This window comes from Streptomyces sp. SDT5-1 (assembly GCF_052245995.1).
Lineage (GTDB): Bacteria > Actinomycetota > Actinomycetes > Streptomycetales > Streptomycetaceae > Streptomyces.
In genome coordinates this window covers 6,916,913-6,934,828 of sequence record NZ_CM125963.1, presented here as the reverse complement: position 1 = coordinate 6,934,828, position 17,916 = coordinate 6,916,913, and the positions used below count along the sequence as shown (strand labels likewise).

17 protein-coding genes are annotated in these 17,916 nt (G+C 66.5%); 8 read left to right on the top strand and 9 right to left on the bottom strand.

The genetic code is table 11. The features are described 5' to 3' along the window. From ACTWJ8_RS31690 to ACTWJ8_RS31680, 3 genes are all read right to left on the bottom strand, one after another. On the bottom strand, positions 1–927 hold the full coding sequence (locus ACTWJ8_RS31690) for an ABC transporter substrate-binding protein (RefSeq protein WP_443261003.1): 927 nt from the start codon (positions 925–927) through the stop codon (positions 1–3). Between the two features lie 164 nt (positions 928–1,091). Then, positions 1,092–1,841, bottom strand: a complete 750-nt coding sequence (locus ACTWJ8_RS31685) for an alpha/beta fold hydrolase (protein WP_443261002.1) — start codon at positions 1,839–1,841, stop codon at positions 1,092–1,094. A gap of 343 nt (positions 1,842–2,184) precedes the next feature. Beyond that, the gene (locus ACTWJ8_RS31680; RefSeq protein WP_443261001.1) at positions 2,185–2,970 is read right to left on the bottom strand and encodes a transposase domain-containing protein; all 786 of its coding nucleotides are present in this window, start codon (positions 2,968–2,970) and stop codon (positions 2,185–2,187) included. A gap of 148 nt (positions 2,971–3,118) precedes the next feature. On the opposite strand from ACTWJ8_RS31680, the gene ACTWJ8_RS31675 reads away from it, so the two are divergent. Together ACTWJ8_RS31675 and ACTWJ8_RS31670 are read left to right on the top strand one after the other, a co-directional pair. Beyond that, positions 3,119–3,826 carry a FadR/GntR family transcriptional regulator gene (locus tag ACTWJ8_RS31675; RefSeq protein WP_443265054.1) on the top strand — a complete coding sequence of 236 codons (708 nt, stop codon included), beginning with the start codon at positions 3,119–3,121 and terminating at the stop codon, positions 3,824–3,826. Between the two features lie 27 nt (positions 3,827–3,853). Further along, positions 3,854–4,528 carry a FadR/GntR family transcriptional regulator gene (locus ACTWJ8_RS31670; RefSeq protein WP_443261000.1) on the top strand — a complete coding sequence of 225 codons (675 nt, stop codon included), beginning with the start codon at positions 3,854–3,856 and terminating at the stop codon, positions 4,526–4,528. A gap of 98 nt (positions 4,529–4,626) precedes the next feature. Here the strand turns inward: ACTWJ8_RS31670 and ACTWJ8_RS31665 are convergent, their stop codons facing one another. The 5 genes from ACTWJ8_RS31665 to ACTWJ8_RS31645 all read right to left on the bottom strand — a co-directional run bounded on the left by ACTWJ8_RS31665 (position 4,627) and on the right by ACTWJ8_RS31645 (position 9,726). Continuing rightward, complete coding sequence (locus ACTWJ8_RS31665) at positions 4,627–5,763, bottom strand: FAD-dependent oxidoreductase (protein WP_443260999.1); 1,137 nt, start codon at positions 5,761–5,763, stop codon at positions 4,627–4,629. A gap of 175 nt (positions 5,764–5,938) precedes the next feature. Continuing rightward, positions 5,939–7,366 (bottom strand): amidohydrolase family protein, encoded by a 1,428-nt coding sequence (locus ACTWJ8_RS31660; RefSeq protein WP_443260998.1) that lies wholly within the window; start codon positions 7,364–7,366, stop codon positions 5,939–5,941. 176 nt (positions 7,367–7,542) lie between these two features. Beyond that, on the bottom strand, positions 7,543–7,947 hold the full coding sequence (locus tag ACTWJ8_RS31655) for a RidA family protein (RefSeq protein ID WP_443260997.1): 405 nt from the start codon (positions 7,945–7,947) through the stop codon (positions 7,543–7,545). 70 nt (positions 7,948–8,017) lie between these two features. Then, positions 8,018–8,881 carry an alpha/beta fold hydrolase gene (locus ACTWJ8_RS31650; protein WP_443260996.1) on the bottom strand — a complete coding sequence of 288 codons (864 nt, stop codon included), beginning with the start codon at positions 8,879–8,881 and terminating at the stop codon, positions 8,018–8,020. Continuing rightward, positions 8,878–9,726 (bottom strand): fumarylacetoacetate hydrolase family protein, encoded by an 849-nt coding sequence (locus ACTWJ8_RS31645; protein ID WP_443260995.1) that lies wholly within the window; start codon positions 9,724–9,726, stop codon positions 8,878–8,880. The genes ACTWJ8_RS31650 and ACTWJ8_RS31645 overlap by 4 nt, the downstream gene beginning before the upstream one ends. A 377-nt stretch (positions 9,727–10,103) precedes the next feature. Here ACTWJ8_RS31645 and ACTWJ8_RS31640 point away from each other — a divergent pair, with 377 nt between their 5' ends. The 5 genes from ACTWJ8_RS31640 (at position 10,104) to ACTWJ8_RS31620 (ending at position 15,737) form a co-directional block, all read left to right on the top strand. Beyond that, entirely contained in the window at positions 10,104–10,811 is a 708-nt protein-coding gene (locus tag ACTWJ8_RS31640; RefSeq protein WP_443260994.1) for a FadR/GntR family transcriptional regulator, read from the top strand. Between the two features lie 339 nt (positions 10,812–11,150). Then, the gene (locus ACTWJ8_RS31635; protein WP_443260993.1) at positions 11,151–12,359 is read left to right on the top strand and encodes a M20 metallopeptidase family protein; all 1,209 of its coding nucleotides are present in this window, start codon (positions 11,151–11,153) and stop codon (positions 12,357–12,359) included. Positions 12,360–12,396: 37 nt separating this feature from the next. Continuing rightward, entirely contained in the window at positions 12,397–12,624 is a 228-nt protein-coding gene (locus ACTWJ8_RS31630) for a hypothetical protein (protein ID WP_443260992.1), read from the top strand. Beyond that, a complete protein-coding gene (locus ACTWJ8_RS31625; protein WP_443260991.1) occupies positions 12,621–14,069 on the top strand; it encodes a sodium:solute symporter family protein in 1,449 nt (482 codons plus the stop codon). Before ACTWJ8_RS31630 ends, ACTWJ8_RS31625 begins: the two co-directional genes overlap by 4 nt. 183 nt (positions 14,070–14,252) lie before the next feature. Next, positions 14,253–15,737 (top strand): purine-cytosine permease family protein, encoded by a 1,485-nt coding sequence (locus ACTWJ8_RS31620; RefSeq protein ID WP_443260990.1) that lies wholly within the window; start codon positions 14,253–14,255, stop codon positions 15,735–15,737. Between the two features lie 70 nt (positions 15,738–15,807). Here the strand turns inward: ACTWJ8_RS31620 and ACTWJ8_RS31615 are convergent, their stop codons facing one another. Further along, positions 15,808–16,992 (bottom strand): MFS transporter, encoded by a 1,185-nt coding sequence (locus tag ACTWJ8_RS31615; protein WP_443260989.1) that lies wholly within the window; start codon positions 16,990–16,992, stop codon positions 15,808–15,810. A 205-nt stretch (positions 16,993–17,197) separates the two neighbouring features. Here ACTWJ8_RS31615 and ACTWJ8_RS31610 point away from each other — a divergent pair, with 205 nt between their 5' ends. Continuing rightward, the gene (locus tag ACTWJ8_RS31610) at positions 17,198–17,905 is read left to right on the top strand and encodes a FadR/GntR family transcriptional regulator (RefSeq protein WP_443260987.1); all 708 of its coding nucleotides are present in this window, start codon (positions 17,198–17,200) and stop codon (positions 17,903–17,905) included. Positions 17,906–17,916 lie beyond the last annotated feature (11 nt).

The following is a 17,916-nucleotide window of genomic DNA, read 5'->3' as shown; positions in this document are numbered from 1 at the left end:
TCAGTCGGCCCCGTTGATCTCGGCCGACTTCACGGCCCCGTTGTCGACGCCCCAGGCCTTCAGGATCTGTGCGTACGTCCCGTCCTTGATGAGCTCGTCGAGGCCCTTTGCCAAGGCGTCGCGCAGCTTGGGGTTGCCCTTGTTCACGGCGATGCCGTACGGGTCGCGGTTGATGACATCGGTCTTGACGACCTCGAACGCCTTGCCGTTGTCGACGGTGGCTGCCATGTACCCCGCGGTCGGGAGGTCGGTGAGGAGAGCGTTGATGCGACCGGTACGGAGCATCGTCTGGTTGTTGGCGGCGTTGTCCGTGACAGTCACCTTCACTGTCCCCTTCCCGCCGGAGGCGCACTGCTTGCTGAGCTGCTTCGCGTAGACCTGCTGCGAGGTACCTGTGTTCACTGCAACCGACTTGCCGCACAGGCTCTTGGGGCCGGTGATGCCGGAGGGGTTGTCCTTCTGGACCACGATCGCGATTCCCGAGTCGAGGTAGTCGACGAAGTCGACCGTCTTCTGACGCTCGGCCGTGTCGCTCATCGCGGACATGACAGCCTCGATTCGCTGGCTCTTCAGGCTCGTGATCAAGGCTGAGAAGTCCATGTTCCGGTACTTGACCTTCAGGTCGAGCTTCCGCCCCAGCGCGCGCAAGAGGTCGTTGTCGTTCCCCACCACGGTCTTGCCGTCCTGGGCGAGGAAGATGCTCGGCGGATAGTAGAGGTACGAACCCACGGTGAGCGTGCCGTCCCGCTTGATGGGCTGCGGAATCGACGCGGCAAGCGTCTTGTTGACCTTGACCTTCTTGATGACCGATGAGGCATCAGGCAGGTCCGCGCTCGCCTTTGAGGTGTCGTTCGAGGAACCGGCGGACGTGCCGGCGCCCGAGCAGCCGGTCAGGCCGAGCACGAGGGCGGCGGCCACCGGTGCCATAAGGGCAGATCTACTCACTGGTGTGGTCCGTTTCTTGAGACGGGCAGATTGCTGCACAACCGGTGTGGGGGGTGTGTGGATCTGTACTGTCAGAACGGATCTCGGCTAAGGGCGATGCTGGGCCACGGTGAGCCACGTCAGGCTCAGGACCTCGCCCTGCCGGCTCAGCCGTCGGTGCGTTGGAGCCAGGCCCGATGCCGCGTGAGGATGTCGACGAACCCCTCGGGGTCCTCGAAGTAGGGCGCATGCCCGCAGCCGTCCATGACCTCGAGCACGGACCCGGGAAGGTTCTTCTGGGCCTCCCTGCCCATCTCCAGCGGCGTCCACTTGTCCGCGGAGCCCCAGACGAGCAGCACCGGCAGGCCGGGGCGTGTTTCATTCAGACGCGCGTCCTGGCGCTCGCCATTGACACCCTCGTTCAGGTACCGGGCCACCTTCCGCAGGGCCTCACGCGCACCCGTCGACGTGTTGATCATCGACTCCTCGCGGATCCAGGCGTCGGTGAGCATCGTCTCGTCGGACACGAGGAACCCGAGTTTGCGACGCACACCGTCGACGGAGCCGTCCGCGACCGTGTCAATGGGCGTCTGGAACTTCTCCGGAAAGTGGTTCACCCCGACGGACCCGATCAGGACGAGGCTCTTGACCAGATCGGTCCGCTCATTCGCCACCCAGGCGGCTATGTGCCCGCCCAATGACGTGCCTACGAGCGTCACTCCGGTCAGGCCGAGGGTGGACAGGACTCCCTCGACCACCGCCGCGAAGCCGACCCCGGTGTAGTCGAGTTCGGCCCGCTTCTCCGCAAGTCCGTGGCCGGGGAAGTCGATGGCGAACACGTGATATCCGCGTTCGACGAGACTCGGCATCATGGGTGTGAACCGGTCGGCGCGGGAACCGGCTCCGTGCAGGCACACCAGGACATCGCCTTCCGACCCTGCCTCAACCACCCGCGTGGTGACCCCCGCCGCGGTCACGGGGTACGTAATGACACCGTCGCGCCCGTGCTGGAAGGGGTAGGCACGGCGCCCGCCGCCTCTCTCCCCCGCGGGAAGGCGGCTCGCCGTCTCGTACCGGGCGCTCATTCGTCACCTCCGGTGCGGAGGGCGTGGTCATACAGGTGCTTCAACAGCTCCATGTGGCGCTTCTCCTGACTCAACCAATGCAACTTCATTGGGTCAACCATGCGACGCATTGGGACCGACTGCGGTCGAGAACACCACACAGGTTCGGGTCACACCAGGGATGCCACCAATTGACTTAAGCCTCACCCGAGGGACGCGCCAACACCTGTGCCATCTCCCGCGAAATCAGCAAGTCGACGCAGGCGCGGGCGAGAAGCTCCTGCGTGAAGAGGTCGGGATGCCGGGACGCAAGGCCCTCGTGCACACCCTGGACCGCTCCCCCATTCTCGATCGGTGTGTCCGGCAGCACAGCGCGCAGCTGGGACAGCATGCCGCCGGGTTCCTGACTGCTTCGCCCCTGCGGCCCTACTTCTCGGAACATCAGCGAAGCCGCACCCGCACCCCGTACGAGGGTGGCCGCAGCCCGGACGGAGTCGCCCCGGAGGTCAACAGCCAGCAGCATGCCGCTCGCATCGCGAAGGAACCACACGGCGCCCCGCACCGCACACGATCGGCCACCGGCTCTGCTCCTCTGGAGCTGCACACGCTCCAGCACAGCCCGCTCTCCCACCGCGGGCGGTGGCAGGGCTTCCTGAGAGAGCTGAACCACCAGACGCCGCAGCGGTTCGACCCCGAGGCGTGTCCGCGCGCGGACCATCGCAGCCGGCGTGGGTGGCGCGTCTCGAAGACGGCAGCGCGCAGCCCGCGGAAGGACTCGCCACACCAGGGATGCCACCTGGGGGTACGAGGCACCCGGGTTCAACGCCATGGCCAGGACGACGTACAACGTGAGCCACCCGGGCAGGGCACGAGACCTGCGCTCGCCGCGCGCCAGGGAAGCAACGAGCGACCGCACATCGTCCGGGGGCAGTCTCCGCACGACAGCAGTGAGGGCCAGTGTCGCGCTGGGCTCAATCACCATGGCACCTTAAGTCAATTTCTGTTCGCTGAAGGACTTGCCAATTGGGCAGCCCACTACGCAACCAAACGTGCATTTGGTCAGAACTCTTGGTTGGTCGCTGCAAGTTGGCTACTCTTCAGTCGCGACCGCGCATCCGGCCAGGGGCGGCATGGTCGCGGGAGGGGCGAAGGACGGAATGCCGAGTGCGCGCAGCGAACGGTCCACAGCACTGCTACGGGCCCTGGAGGACGAGGTCGATCGCGCCGTTGTCCGGCCTGATCGGAGGCTGCCACCCGAGCGCGTGCTCTCCGAGACCCTCGGCTGCACGCGAGGCGAACTCCGACGGCTCATGGCTCATCTCGAGCGCGAGGGGAAGGTCACCCGTCATGTCGGCCGTGGAACCTACGCCACCACCCCCGGCGAGGGCGTTGGTGCACCAGCCGAGTCCCACTATTCCCCGGCCGCACTCATGACGACATGTCTCCTCTTCGAACCTGAGGTGGCGGCAGTCGCCGCCATGTCCGCGTCGCAGGCCGACATTCGGGAGCTCAGGCAGTGCATCGAGCGTGCAGCCACGCTGCAGGGCTCTTGGGAGGAACTCGAAGACTGGGACATCTCGATGCACCGCGGCTTCGCAGCCGCCACACACAATCCAGACATCGTTGCCATGGTCGACGCATTGAACTCGGCGCGGAACAGCCCTCTTTGGAGCCAGCTCAAGAGCGAAGGCGTCACCCCTGCCACGCGATTGTGCATCCAACAGGAGCACGCGGAGATCGTGGACGCGATCAGCAGCCGCGACCGCAGTAGAGCGTCCGCGGCCATGGCCCGTCACATCAGGTCGGTCCGCTGCGCTGTCCTCCGCCTCGATGACTGAGCACACTGACACAGAAGGAGCGGCGTGATGGCGCGGGTTACAACGGACTCTGTGCCTGCGGCCCTGGACGCGTACATTCAGGGCCAGTTGGCGACGGGCGCTCTCACGGACGGTCAGCGCCTCCCGCCGGAGCGCAATCTGGCAGAGATCCTGGGGTGCACACGCCACGAGCTTCGACGCCAACTCGGCGTTCTCGAGCGGCAAGGATGCGTTACGCGCACCGTGGGGCGAGGCACGTATCTGTCTACCCGTCGGCAGCCGAACAGTCCTGAAGCGGTGCCATCGAGCCCGAGTGCGATCCTGGAGGCACGGATGGCGTGGGAACCGCGGCTGATGGCTCTGGTGGCCACCCGGGCGACCGCTGCGGACTTCGCCGATTTCCGGCGTTGCCTTGATGCCGGTGGAGAAGCCGGCGACCCGGACGCGTATGAACACGCAGACCTCACGTTCCATCGAGCGCTGGCCCTCGCAACACACAATGACGTGGTCATGTGCCTTCACGATCTCCTTGAGGACAGCAGACGAAAGCTCACCTGGGGCAGGCTCCGCACGGAGATCTATACCGCCAAGAACTGGGCATCGTGCCAGGCAGAGCACGCCTCCATCGTGGCGGCGCTCACCGACCGCAACGCGGACCTGGCCTCCAGCCGCATGGCTGCCCACCTACAAAGTGTGCGCAGCCAATTCCTCGGGGATCTCTGAATCCGCGCACGGTCATTGACCGATTGAGTCGGCCACGACGTCCTGGGCCGCGCCGACACAGAAGTGGCGTCGCGGCCGGAGCCCATGTGCCTACTGGCTCAGCGCGGTTCCAACGTCCTCATCGGGCTGTGACGTGCGCCCCGGTTGAGGTTCCGGTCGAACCACTGTGTCTGGGCCAGGCGCCCCAGTCCACGTGCGCGGGCACCGAGCAGCGGGCGCGGACAGTGTCCCAACACGAAGCCGTAGAAGTAGGACCACTGCTGAACGTGATTGGTCACGGACTTCTGCCTCCGCTCCCACTCGGGCAAGACGGTGGTGATGTCCCTACCCTCTTCTGCCAGCGCGGCAAGCGCCATCGCGTTGATGAACGCCGTGTTCGCGGCCTGCCCCAAGTTGGGCGGCATGGCGTGTGCTGCGTCCCCGATGACGGCCGCACGACCGGCACTCCACCGCCGGCAGCGCACGTTGACGAGTCGGTCCCAGCGTCCGTCCTCGGCGAATCGGTGCACGAGGTCCGCCACCGCGGGAAAGTCCGCGGCCCAGAGGTCTCGGTCGACCGGAAGCCGGCCCGCGCGCTCGTCCCCGACCGGGGCGCTGAGGAAGATGTAGTCCTGCTCGTCCGTACAGGGGTTGAACAGCAGGCGCCGTGACCCGTTCCAGTGCTCGATGATCGTGTCGTCCGGCTGGTCGTCGGAACGATCGATGAGCATCCGGATTCCGGCCTGGCTACCGAAGTCCATCCATGCCGTGCAGAAGATCGACTCACGGAGCCGGGAGTACGCGCCGTCCGCGGCGACCACCAGGTCGGCGCGACTCGACTTGCCGTCCGCGTACTCCATCCGTCCGTCCGCGGACATCCCGGTGACCAACGACGAGGTGACGATGTCGACGCCGTAGTACTCCGCGCGTTCGATCAGAGCCGCGTAAAGGTCCGCACGAGGCGGCAGCAGCATGCGGTCGCCAGGCTCCGTGTAGCGCGACATCAGTGGCTTGCCGTGGTGATCGGCGATACGCCACTCCCGGATGTTGCGGGCCCGCTTGGTGGCCTGGTCGAACGCTCCCAGAGTCTCCAGTGTCTGAAGGCCGCTTTCCCAGAGCCAGATTCCGGCGCCGTACATGCGGAGCTCGTCGTTGCGCTCGTGCAGCCGTACTCGCCAGCCGAGTTGGGCGAGCCGGGTGGCCAGGGTGAGACCGGCCAGGCCGGCTCCGGCGATTTCTGCGGTTCGCTGTGCCATCTGTAGACCTCCAGGAGCATTGCGGAAGGTGCGTGGTGCGTGGTGAAACCCTCAGGTCGATGTGCGGGTGGGCGTTGAGTGGAGTGCAGGTCGCCAGCAACCACTGGCCGTGCTCCAGATGCGGGGGCGGCGAGCCGTCGAGTCGCTGCCCCCGCATTGGGGAGCGTGGCGGGCGCTACTCGGCGGCAGCCGCGCCCTGGTACTCGCGCTTCTTCAGGTCCGAGACGAGGTCCTCTCGCTGCTCGGACGTCCAGTCGAGTTGGGTGACCGGGCGCTCGCCGCCCTCGAAGGCTCGCTCGAAGGACATGACCTCGAAGCCGTAGTCGTGCGGCAGGTAGTTGTTCCGCAGGTACCGGGTGCGGATGTCCTCGGGGAAGGTCTGCACCTGGCCGCCGAGGATGACGTGCGTGATCTTTCCAGGTGTGTACAGCAGCTTGAGGTTCACGCTGGGGTCACCGTCGACGACGATCAGGTCGGCGAGCCGGCCGACAGCCACTTCGCCCACTTCCCCTTCGAGATTGACCATCGGCGCGTTGTTCATGGTGCCGGCGCGGATGGCCTCAAGAGGCGTCATACCCGCGTACTCCACGAGGAGTTCGAGCTCGCGGGCGTGGAACTCGCCGTACGGCACGACCGCGAATCCGCTGTCGGTGCCCATCCCGAACTTGACGCCGGCCGCGTGCGCTCGGTGCAGCGAATCCATCGTCTTCTCGTTCATTTCCTTGGTCGCTTCGGCGATGCTGGGGCGGATCCCCGACATGTGCGAGAACTCGACGATGTGGTGCATGAACAGCAGCGTCGGAACCAGCGGGATCTGGGACTGCGCCAGCTTGTCGATCACCTCGTCCGTCATCATGTTGCCGTGCATGATGTGGTCGAAGCCCGCGTCCACCGCCGCCCCGACCTCGTCCGAACCGCGGGCGTGGATGGTGATCCGTCGGTTGAAGCGGTGCGCGGTGTCGGCACACAGCTTCATCTCGTCGTTGCTGAACGCCTGGAACTCGCCGAACGGGCTGTCCGCCAGCTTGATGAGGTCGACGCCGTTCTTCACCTGGTGGCGGATCTCGGAGACCATCTCGTCCGGCGTATTGGTCAGACGGCCCGTGCTCGCCTCGGGGTTGCCAGTAGTGTCAGGGAACCAGTCGGTCAGCCCGTTGCTCGTCGTGAGGTAGCGGCCGGCCGAGGTCATCCGCGGTCCGTGCACCAGGCCCTGCCGGATACCTTCCCGCAGGCCGACGCCGATATAGAAGGAGCCTCCCGGCTGCGAGATGCTGGTAACGCCCGCGGCGAGCACCTTCTCGATGTTGGCCGCCGCGATCAGTGTCCGCAGTTCGGCCGGCGTGTACATACTGATCTCTTCTTCGGTGCGCGCCAGGCCGTACGTCATGTGACAGTGCGCGTCGATCAGTCCCGGCATCACCGTCTTGCCGCGGGCGTCGATGCGCTGAAGCTCCACACCGCGGGGTATGTCGGCCTCCGGGTCGACGTTGCCCAACTTGACGATGCGATCACCCTCGACAAGCACGTCACAGTTGCGCAGATGGGTCGCCCCATCACCAGTGATCACGTCACCGGCCTCGATCAGCAGCCACTGCTTCGCCATCATCCAACTCCTATCAACTTCTACAACTCGCCGAGGAGTTCAGTACCGCAGGAATTCCCCGGACCTTCTCGCGCAGTCGAACCGCTCAGAACTTGCTGGACATGGATTCGGTCCACGGGTCGGGAGGCGCGGTCGTGCGCCCACTCGCGCCGCCCGACCCGTGGTTGCCGACTGCGTCAGCCGATGGCGAGTGCCTCGATCTCCACGCTGAACTGCGCTTCCACCAGACCCGAGACGAGCACGAGCGTGTTCGGCGGGTACTCGCCGTTCGGGTAGATCTCGGCGAAGACCTCACGGCGGGCCTCCATGAACTCGGGAATCGAGTCCCTGTTCACGATGAAGGTGTTGAACCGCAGCACATCGGCGAAGGTGAGACCGATGCCGTCCAGCACCGTCTTCACGTTCGAGAAGGACTGCTTGGTCTGGGCGTAGACACTTCCGTCGCCGGGCAGCGACCCGTCCGGCAGACCGCCCAGCTGACCGGCGATGGAGTGCATGGTGCCGGATCCGCTCGAGGCCGGCGAGTACGCGCCGTACAGCTTGCCGAGCTCGGGGATGTTCGGGGTGAACTTCACGGACATGGGTGCTCCAGCTCTTTAGATGACGTACGTGAGGGATTGAACGGTGGCGTGGGTGAATGCCGCACGCGGTCTAGAAGGTGCGCTCCTGGGCCTGCCGGATGTTCTCGTCGGCGAAGATCCAGTTCATGGCGTCGATGAAGGCGGCCGGCCGCTCCCAGTAGGGGGCATGTCCGGTGTCGCGGATCCAGGCCATGGGGAGCTGTGGCAGGCGCTCCATGGAGGCCCGCCCGGTTTCCACGGACACGATGGTGTCCTCGGTCCCCCACATCATGCCGACGGACGCGCCCTGCTCCGCGAGGCGCTCCACATCGGACGCGATGAGGTGGTCGTTGATGGGGCCCTCGAAGTGTCGGCCGATGGCGTCGAAGGACTCTTCCGCCCCGACCGAGTTGTTGATCCTCGACTCCTCCATCGCCCAGGCGTCCGTTACGCGCGCGGGGTCGTGGATCAGGGCGGTGAGCTTGCGCCGGCAGTCGTCGACTCCGCGCTGCTTGAGGATGACCTGGCTGATGTTGGCGCCCTCGTCGGGGTCGAGCGGCACGACCCCGAGCGTTCCCACCATGGCGAGCCGGTCGATCGGGACCGCCGGGTTGCGTGCCATGTAGCCACCGATCTGGCCGCCGAGCGAGGTTCCCACGACGGTCAGGCGCGAGTGCTTGTACTGGGCCGCCACATTGCTGGCGATCTCGGCGCAGTACGGGATGCTGAAGGGGATGTCCCCCTTGCCGGCGAAGCCGTGGCCGGGCAGGTCGACCGCGATGACTCGGTAGCCCTGGGCAGCCAGGGGTTCCAGCAGCGGGCTGAACCGGTCGGCACGCGAACCCACGCCGTGGATGCAGACGACCAAGTCGCCGCCCGACCCTGCCTCCAGAACCCGGGTCTGGAACTCTTCGTTGAGCGCCCGCACGGTGACGGGGTACTGCCTGATGGTCATCGTGCCGCACCTGCCACGCTCGCCCGGTCCGTGCCGGCCGGTACCCCGTGGGCCACCGCGTTGCGCAACGCGCCCAATCCGCTTGCCTTGATCACGACTTCGTCGCCCGGGTTCAGGTAACGCGGAGGGGTGAAGCCAATCCCTACGCCCTGTGGTGTTCCGGTGGCGATGACATCGCCCGGCTGCAGGGTCATCCCAGCAGACAGTGTCTCGATGATGGTGGGAATGTCGAAGATCAGACGTGAGGTGTCGGAGTCCTGCCGCAGCTCGTCATTGACGTATGTCTGAAGGGAGATGCGCGCCGGGTCGACCTCGTCTGCGGTCACCACCCACGGCCCCATGGGGCAGAAGGTGTCCAGTGACTTGCCCAGGAACCACTGCTTGTGGTCGCGCTGCAGATCACGTGCGGTGACATCGTTGATGAGCGTGTACCCCCACACGTAATCCAGGGCCTCCTCTCTCGAGATCCGGTAGCCGGTCTTCGAGATGACGACTCCGATCTCCCCCTCGTAGTCGAGGGACGTTGTCAGTCCCAAATGGGGGTCGATCTCGTCGCCGGGACCGATGATCGAGTGGGCCGGCTTGGTGAAGATGACGGGCTTGTCGGGGACGTCTCCGTTGCCCGACGTGTGTGTCGCATCGAAGCCACTGCGAGCGAACTCGGCGGCGTGGTCGGCATAGTTGCGGCCGACGCAGAAGATGTTCCGGTCCGGAATCAGCGGAGCCATCAGCTCTCCGGCCGGCGCCGAGGGACGGGTCGCGACGCGAGCGAGCTCGTCGTCGGAGAGCTCGATCAGCTCCTGCATCCGCGCGTAGGGCCGCTGAGTCTTCTCGTTCCACAGCATGCGGGGAGCGGAACCGTGCTCGTCCACCGTGCACAGGACGGGCCCGTAGTCCGCGGTATGTGAGCGCACAAGGCGCATTGAACCTCCAACCACTCAAGACCAATGTGAACCTATGGCTCACCGTAGGACTCCAAAGGTTCACCGTCAACGGTTGAGAAGAGAAAGAGCAGCCCAATTTCCCGCTGGTGGACAAGCGTTCACCGAAACAGTCCAGGCGGCAGGGAAGCCTGGACCCGAAGTCGACTTGAAAGCGCCGCTCCCCTTACCGGGTGGGCGCGAGCAGCACTCAGTGGAGCCCCCACGCCTGTTACGCTCCGGAGCGCAGGACAGAGCTGTCCTGACCGTATGTAGCGTCGGCGGGCCAGAGTGTGATCTCTATGGTTCGCATTGGTTGTTTCGAGGAGGTGACAGGCGTGCAACCAGTTGGACCCGCCGCGGTGGTCCGGGAACACATCAAGCAGGTGATCAGCACGGATACCCTTGGGCCGGGCTCCCAGTTGCCCACGGAACGTGACCTCGCCGCGGCGACCGGGGCCAGCAGGGCCGTGGTCAGATCGGTCCTGAAGGCCCTCGCTGAGGAAGGCGTGGTCGTGCGGCACGTGGGTCGGGGAACCTTCGTCGCACCCAGCACCGAGACGGAAGCCGCCTCTCAGGCGGGAGCGCCGAGCCCCGTCAACATCATGCAGGCGCGACTCATCATCGAGCCCGAGTTCCTGCCCACGGCCGTCATCTCGGCCACCGAGCAGGACCTCCGGGAGATGCGGCGCTGCCACGAGGAAGGCGAGCGCGCATCCAGCTCCGCCGAGTTCGAACAGTGGGACACGAGGCTCCACCACAGCTTCGCCCTCGCCACGCACAACCCCCTGGTCGTCGAGACGAGCCGGCTGCTGGTCGACAGTCGGCATCAACCGGTGTGGGGCCAACTGAAGAAGCGCACATACAGCCCTGAACTGCAGCGGCAGTACTGCGAAGAGCACGCCTCCATCGTCGAGGCCATCGAGGACCGCGACCCCGAGAAGGCCCGGGAATGCATGCGGGCGCACCTTCAGCACGTGTCGCGCGAACTGTTCGGTCGCAACGTCTGACCGAGTTCTGCCACAGACTTCAATGAGCGCCCGACGGAGTTGACGTCCGTCGGGCGCCGTTGCGTGATCAGGCACGCCCGGTGGGCGCCCTCCGCATCTTTTTCTCTCACGACGGTCGACACGTCCCCGAGCCCGGTGTACCGTCTCGGCGCAACGACCAATGGTTCCGTCTGGTTCAAATAGGTTCACCTTTTGGTCATTCAGTGATCCCGAGCAGCGCCATCGGCGCGCGGCATCCGCCACCACGTCCTGCGCGGCGCCGTATGTCTCGGTCACCACCGGCCGCCGCGCGTCTCGCGGCCCGGCATGCCGCTCTGCCCACCGAGGAGCTATCGCCCGATGACCGCCACAGCATCCACCGATTCCGTCTCCGACCTCACATCCGACCTGGTCGAGTTCCGCCGTGACCTGCACCGTCACCCCGAACTCGGATTGCAGCTGCCCCGCACGCAAGCAGCGGTACTCGACGCCCTCAAGGGCCTGCCCCTGGAGATCACCACCGGGCGGTCGCTCTCCTCTGTCACGGCGGTACTGCGCGGCGGTCGGCCGGGCCCGGCCGTGCTGTTGCGCGGCGACATGGACGCCCTGCCCATTACCGAGCTCAGCGGCGAAACCTTCGCCTCCGAGACCGAAGGTGTCATGCACGCTTGCGGCCACGACATGCATGTCGCCGCCCTGGTCGGCGCCGCCCGACTGCTGTGTGCGCGCCGCGAACAGCTCGCCGGGGACGTGGTGTTCATGTTCCAGCCCGGCGAGGAGGGATACGCCGGCGCCGCCCTGATGATCGAAGAGGGTGTGCTGGAGGCGGCCGGGCATACGGTCAGCGCCGCCTATGGCTTGCACGTCTTCTCCGGCGCCGTGCAGCACGGTGTGTTCTCTTCCCGCCCGGGCCCGTTGATGGCTTCCGCCAACTTCCTGTCCGTGCGCGTCGTCGGTGCCGGCGGGCACGGCTCCCGGCCGCAGGACGCCCTCGACCCGATCCCCGCCGCCTGCGAAATGGTTCTCGCCCTGCAGTCCCTGACGACCCGCCGGTTCGACATTTTCGACCCGGTGGTGATCACGGTCGGCGAGTTCCACGCCGGCACCCAGCGCAACATCATTCCGGACTCCGCCTGGTTCGACGCCACGGTGCGCGCCTACTCCCCTGACACCGTGAAGAAGATCGCCGAGCTGGCCGTGCCCCTGTGTGAGGGCATCGCCTCCGCACACGGCCTGCGTGCCGAGGTCGAGTTCGGCGGCGTGGGATACCCCGTGACCCACAACGATCCCGCCGAACACGACCTGGCCGAGCGCACGGCCCGCGAGCTGTTCGGTGAGCACCGTTTCGCCCACCTGACCCACCCGCAGACCGGCGCAGAGGACTTCGCCTGCGTCCTGGAGAAGGTGCCCGGCGCGTTCGTCTTCCTCGGCGCCGGCTACGAGGACCCCGAGCGCGAGACCGGATACAACCACTCCCCCCGCGCGGCGTACGACGACTCGTTGCTCACCGACGCAGCCACGTACCTCGCGGAGCTCGCCACCCGCAAGCTCGCTTCCCTCGCTTCCTGACCCTCTCTCCCCTCGCCCGATTCGGACGGAGCCACTCTTGCGCCCGTACCACCTCATACCAGTGATACCCGCCCTCGCCCTGCTCCTGATGCCGTTCCTGCCGTTCGTCAACACCAACGGCCTGTGGTTCGGGCTGCCCCGCATGATGACCTGGGGCATCGTGTGGTGTCTCGCCTGCTGCCCCGCCTTGTTGATCACCGAGCGGCTGATGCACCGCGACGAGGAGCAACGGGACACCACCGACCACGAGGAGGTCGGCGCGTGAACACTGCACTCGTCATCGCCTTCGCCGGGATCCTTCTCATCGGCATGCTCGGTTTTCTCGGTCGTCGCCGCCCCGCCGCCGACCTGTCCGAATGGACTGTCGGCGGGCGTCGTCTCGGTGCCGCGAGCATGTGGTTCCTGCAAGCCGGGGAGCTGTTCACCACCTTCACCTTCCTCGGCATGGCCGGGCTGGCCTACACGGGCGGCGTCGCCGCGATGTACGTGCCGTACGTGCCGATCGCCAACATGGTGCTGTTCTTCCTGGTCCGCCGGCTCTGGTCGATCGGCAAGGAACGCGGCCTGCTCACCCAGGGCGACTTCCTTACCGACCGCTACAAGAGCCCCATGCTCGGCACGGTTGGCGCGATCCTCGGTGTCGTCTTCGTGCTGCCGTATCTGCAACTGCAGATCACGGGCCTCGGGTTGATCGTCCGGCTGGTGACCGGCGACGGCGCCTCCGGCACCTGGTCGATGGTGATCGGCTGCCTGCTGGTCGTCGCCTTCGTCCTGTGGGCAGGCATGCGCGGAGTCGCCACCACGAGCTACTTCAAAGACGCCATCATGCTGGTGGTCCTGGTGGTGCTGATCGTCGCGATTCCCGCGCACTTCACCGGCGGCATCTCCGAGATGTTCCACCGCATCGACCAGCTCCACCCGGAGATGCTGCACATCCACGCCGGCCCCAATGACCACACGTGGTTCTTCACGTCCATGCTGGTGAGCGCGCTGGGCGTGGCATTCATGTGCCTGCCGCACACCTGGCCGGCCCTGATGTCGGCCCGGGATCCTCAGGTGATGCGCCGCAACTACACGTGGTTGCCGCTCTACGAGATGTGCCTGCTGATGCCGATGGTCGTGGGGTTCGCCGCCATCCTCGTCATCCACAACGCCAAGGACCCCAACGCGGTACTGCTCACCCTCACCAAGGACGTGCTGCCACCGTGGGCTCTGGGCCTGGTACTGGTCGCGGCCATCGCCACCGCCATGGTCCCGGCGGCGGGCATCCTGATAGGTGTCTCTTCCCTCGTGGCCCGCAACATCGTGCGTACCCGCAACGAGCGGGCCCAGTTCCTCACCAACCACGCCACGGTCGTGATCGCCTGCGGTCTCGCCCTGGTCCTCGGCCTCACCCGCCCCGACCTGCTCGCCAATCTGCTGTTGCTCACCTTCAGTGGATCGGTGCAGCTCGCACCCGCCAACGGCCTCGGCCTGCTGCGGCGTGTTCCGGTCGGCAAGGTTCCGATCCTCTGCGGCATCGCCGTCGGCGAACTCGTCGTCATCTGGCTTACGTTCGTCGACAAGACCGCCGCCGGAACCGTCAACGTCGGCCTCATCGGCCTCGCCGCGAACCTCGTGGTCCTCGCGCTCGCCGCTGCCGTGGAACGCGTCTCCGTACGCCGCCCGAGCCCTGCCGAAACCGGCGAGCCCCACAAGTCGATGGCCTGACACCACGCCGTGAGCCCAGTTGAGGCTCTCACCCACCGAGGACACATCATGAAGAATCCTCAGCACCCTCCTTTGCAGGTTTCGTTCCACGATGACCCGGCAGTGTTGAAGGCTGCCGCCACCGACGACTTCTCGGGGCATGTGGTGCCCCGCAGCTGGCGAAGCTCCCGGAGCTCGCTCTCCATGGCATGGCTTTCCGTGTTCAGCGCCATGTTCTGGCTGGTCTTTCCTCAGACGCTCGCGCTCGCGGTCGGTGTGCGCGACACCCTGATCGGCATGGTGCTGGCGGCCGTCGTCATCGCAGTACCCGCCGCCATCGTGGTTCCGTACGCGGCTCGGACCGGCACGAGTCTGGCGATGTTCAGCCGCCGACTGATGGGCTACTGGGGCGGCGCCCTGGTCAGCCTGTTGGTGGCGGTGACCGCCATCTACTACTGCGCTTTCGAGACGTCGATCATCTCGATCGCCTTCCACGAGTACTTCGGCACACTGCCGTTGCCCATCTGGTACCTGCTCGCGGTCGTCGTCGCGGTCGCGCTCGCCTTCGGCGGCGTCCGCGTCTGGCTGGACAAGTTCAACGCCTGGCTGCTGCCGGTCTACGTCATCGGCATCGTCGCCGCCGTCATCTGGGCCATCGCCAAGTTCGGGTACGACTCGGCCTGGATGTCGTACATGCCGGAGCATCCGGTGGAGACGGCCGGGCCCGGCTGGGTACTGTCCTTCAGCGGCTACCTCAGCCAACTGATCTTCATCATGTATCTGTGGGACTTCGCCCGGATGTCCAAGACCGAACACGCGAAGTACCACTCTCGTGTCACCTTCGGGCTGCCGTTCTGGCTGATCACCTTCGTACTCAACGGTCTGGCCGGTCTCTTCCTGGCGCAGACCATCGACATCCAGGGGGCGTTCTCGGAGACCTCGGCCGTCTTCGCTCTGATCGCCCTGATGAGCTTCGCTGGAGTCCTGCTCGTGTGGGTCACACAGAGCCGGATCAACACGACCAACTTCTATGTCGCTTCGCTCAACATGCAGGCATTCGGGAGTCGCGCGCTGCGCTGGTTCCAGCCGCGCTACGTCTGGGCGGCGATCGTGGGTGTTCTGGTCTATGTGCTGATGCTGGCGGACGTGATCGGCTTCCTGCTGACCGCGCTCAACTACCAGACGGCCTTCGTCGCCGCATGGGTGGCGATCGCGTGCGTGCACATCATCAAGGCGCGTAGGGCTCCGTCGTCGGAGTCCGCCGACGAGTTCAGGCCCGGCCGCGTCACACTGCTCAACCCCGCGGGCCTGACCTCGTGGCTGTGCTCGGCCATGGTCGGCGTCGGCCTGCTGGCGTTCGCCGGCGACTTCGGCGCCACTTGGGCGATCTTCATCGTGATCGTGCTCGCCGCAGTCCTGTACGCGATTCTGGATCGACTGCAGCCCGCGCGCAGAGCCGTCCTGATACGCGGGGGCGACCTGCGCGATCAGGTCGACGACGCGTGGGCCGCCCGGATCAAGTGCGAGCGCTGCGGCAAGAGTTATGTCGCCTACGAGATGGACTGCGACCCGTCCAACGAGGGGCGCCCCATCTGTTCGATGTGCGGCGACACGACGCCTGACTTCTATCGGCACGCCGTGGTCGAGGCGACTGCCGGGGAGGAGCACAGCCCCGAACCGGCGGCGTGAGGTCGATCGAGGCATCGGTGCTGCTCCTCCCGTTCATCGTGAACTCGGCTAGCAGGTCGTGTTGTTGCTGTTAGTGCGAGCTGTGCTCTCGAGGGTGGGAGTGGTCTCGGGCCGACTCCGACGTCGGGTCGTCGTCATTGCGGGGGTGGCGCTTCCGGGTCAAGAGCGCCACCAGGACGCTCGATGCGAGCGCGAGGGCCGCGATGGCGAGGATCGACGGAGGCATGGCCCCGGTGCCGTGTGCACCGATGACGGCCCCCAGGGCGACCGGGGCCAGGGCCATGCCGACCATCGATCCGGCGATGACGTAGGCGAACCGGTTGCCGTGCGCGTGCCCCGTGGTCGCCATCCAGGTCAGGCCGTTGGGGAAGATGGGGCCGATGAAGAAGCCGACCAGCAGGTAGGCCCATGCGGTCGCGGAGCCGTGCAACGCGAGGGCTCCGGCGCCGGTCATCCCGATGCAGCTCGCCACAACGAGCGTGGCCAGCGGGACCCGCCGGGTCAGGGCCGCCGCGACGAACCGGCCAGCGACCATGGCCAGCCAGAAGCCGGACGTGGCCAATGCCGCACCGGACGCGGAGAATCCCTGGTCCGCCAGGACGGTGGGCTCCCAGTTGCCGATCCCGGACTGGGCGCCGAAGTGGGTGACGTACAGGGCGAGGAAGCCGAAGGCCACCGCTACGCCGATGCCTCGCCGCCGCGGCGCATCGTGCCCGGGCGCCTGGGCCCGGGAGGCCAGCTCATGCGGGTTCGGGGACGGCGCGAGTCCCTTGATGGTGACCACTCCCACCAGCGCCATCAGGGCGATCGCGGCGAAGACGACGCGGTATTGGGTGGCTCCGACGGCGGCGATCAGTGCCGGCGCGGCGGCGGTGCCCAGGCCGAAGCAGGCGTGCGCGATGTTGACCATGGCCGGTCCCCTGGCGCCCGTGCCGACGATGAGCAGCTGCGTGATCAGTACGTCGCAGCCGCCCAGGCCGAGGCCGGTGACCACGGCTCCGACCAGGATGAGGGGCCAGGTGGGCGCGCAGGCGACGATCACCGAGCCAGCGGCCACCAGGCCCATCGAGGCTCCGACGGCGACCCGGTTGCCGCGGCGGCGCATCAAGGGCTGGCTGAACAGAATGCCGATGACCGCACCGATCGACTGCATGGCAAGCCCGGTACCAGCGGCTGTGTCGTTGATGCCCTGCTGTTCCTTGAACGCAGGGATGGACGGCCCGTAGGCCGCCGTCAGGGCACCAATCGCGGTCATTGCGATGAGGCACCCCGCGATGGCGTTGCGCCGGAACAGCGACGTCGTGGCTACCACGGAACCTCCTCCTAAGAGCTAAAGAGTAAAAGAGCAACCCTATTGTGCAGCGAGGTTAGACTAAAGGGCAACCCAATCCGGGTGGAAGATGATCGATCCGCGACGCGAGGGCGTGGATCCGAGGACCGAGACACAGAGGACGAAGGAAATGACGCAAGCCGGCGAGGCCCCCAAGCGCTCGGCCCTGGTCGGTCAGCTGATCGACATTCTGCAGCGGAACATCCAGGCCGGGCGCTGGCCGGTGGGTGCGAAGCTGCCCACGGAGGCCGAGCTGTCGGCCGAGTACGGGGTCAGCCGGATCACCTTCCGGCAGGCCGTCCAGGCACTGGTCCACGTCGGCGTACTGGAAACCGTCCAGGGCAGCGGCACCTTCGTACGTGCCACCACCGAGCTGGACGCCGTACTGACCCGGTATGTGGGCGGCGAGAACCTGACCACGGTGCTGGAGGTCCGCATGGCCATCGAGAGCGAGGCGACCGCACTGGCGGCGGTCCGGGCCGAGCCCAGCGACATCGAGGTGCTGGAGGAGATCGTCGCGACATCGCGCGAGGCACTGGCCCGTCAGGACGCCGAGGAGCTGACCCGGCTTTCCACCCGGTTCCACCGGGCGATCGTGGAGGCGGCCGGCAACACCATCCTGGCCCACTTCTACCAGGCCATTCACGACGGAGCGGAGCGCTCGGTGCGTGAGACGACCGCGCCCGAAGAGTTCGGTTCCTTCGTCGACCAACACGAGGCGATCCTTGAAGCCATCCGGGGGCGCGAGAGCGCACGAGCCCAGCAGCTGGCCCGCGCGCACCTCGCTCCCCTGGTGTCCGAGAGCCTTGTGAGTCCCGGCAGCCCTGCCATGGGTTGAATCGACCGGTC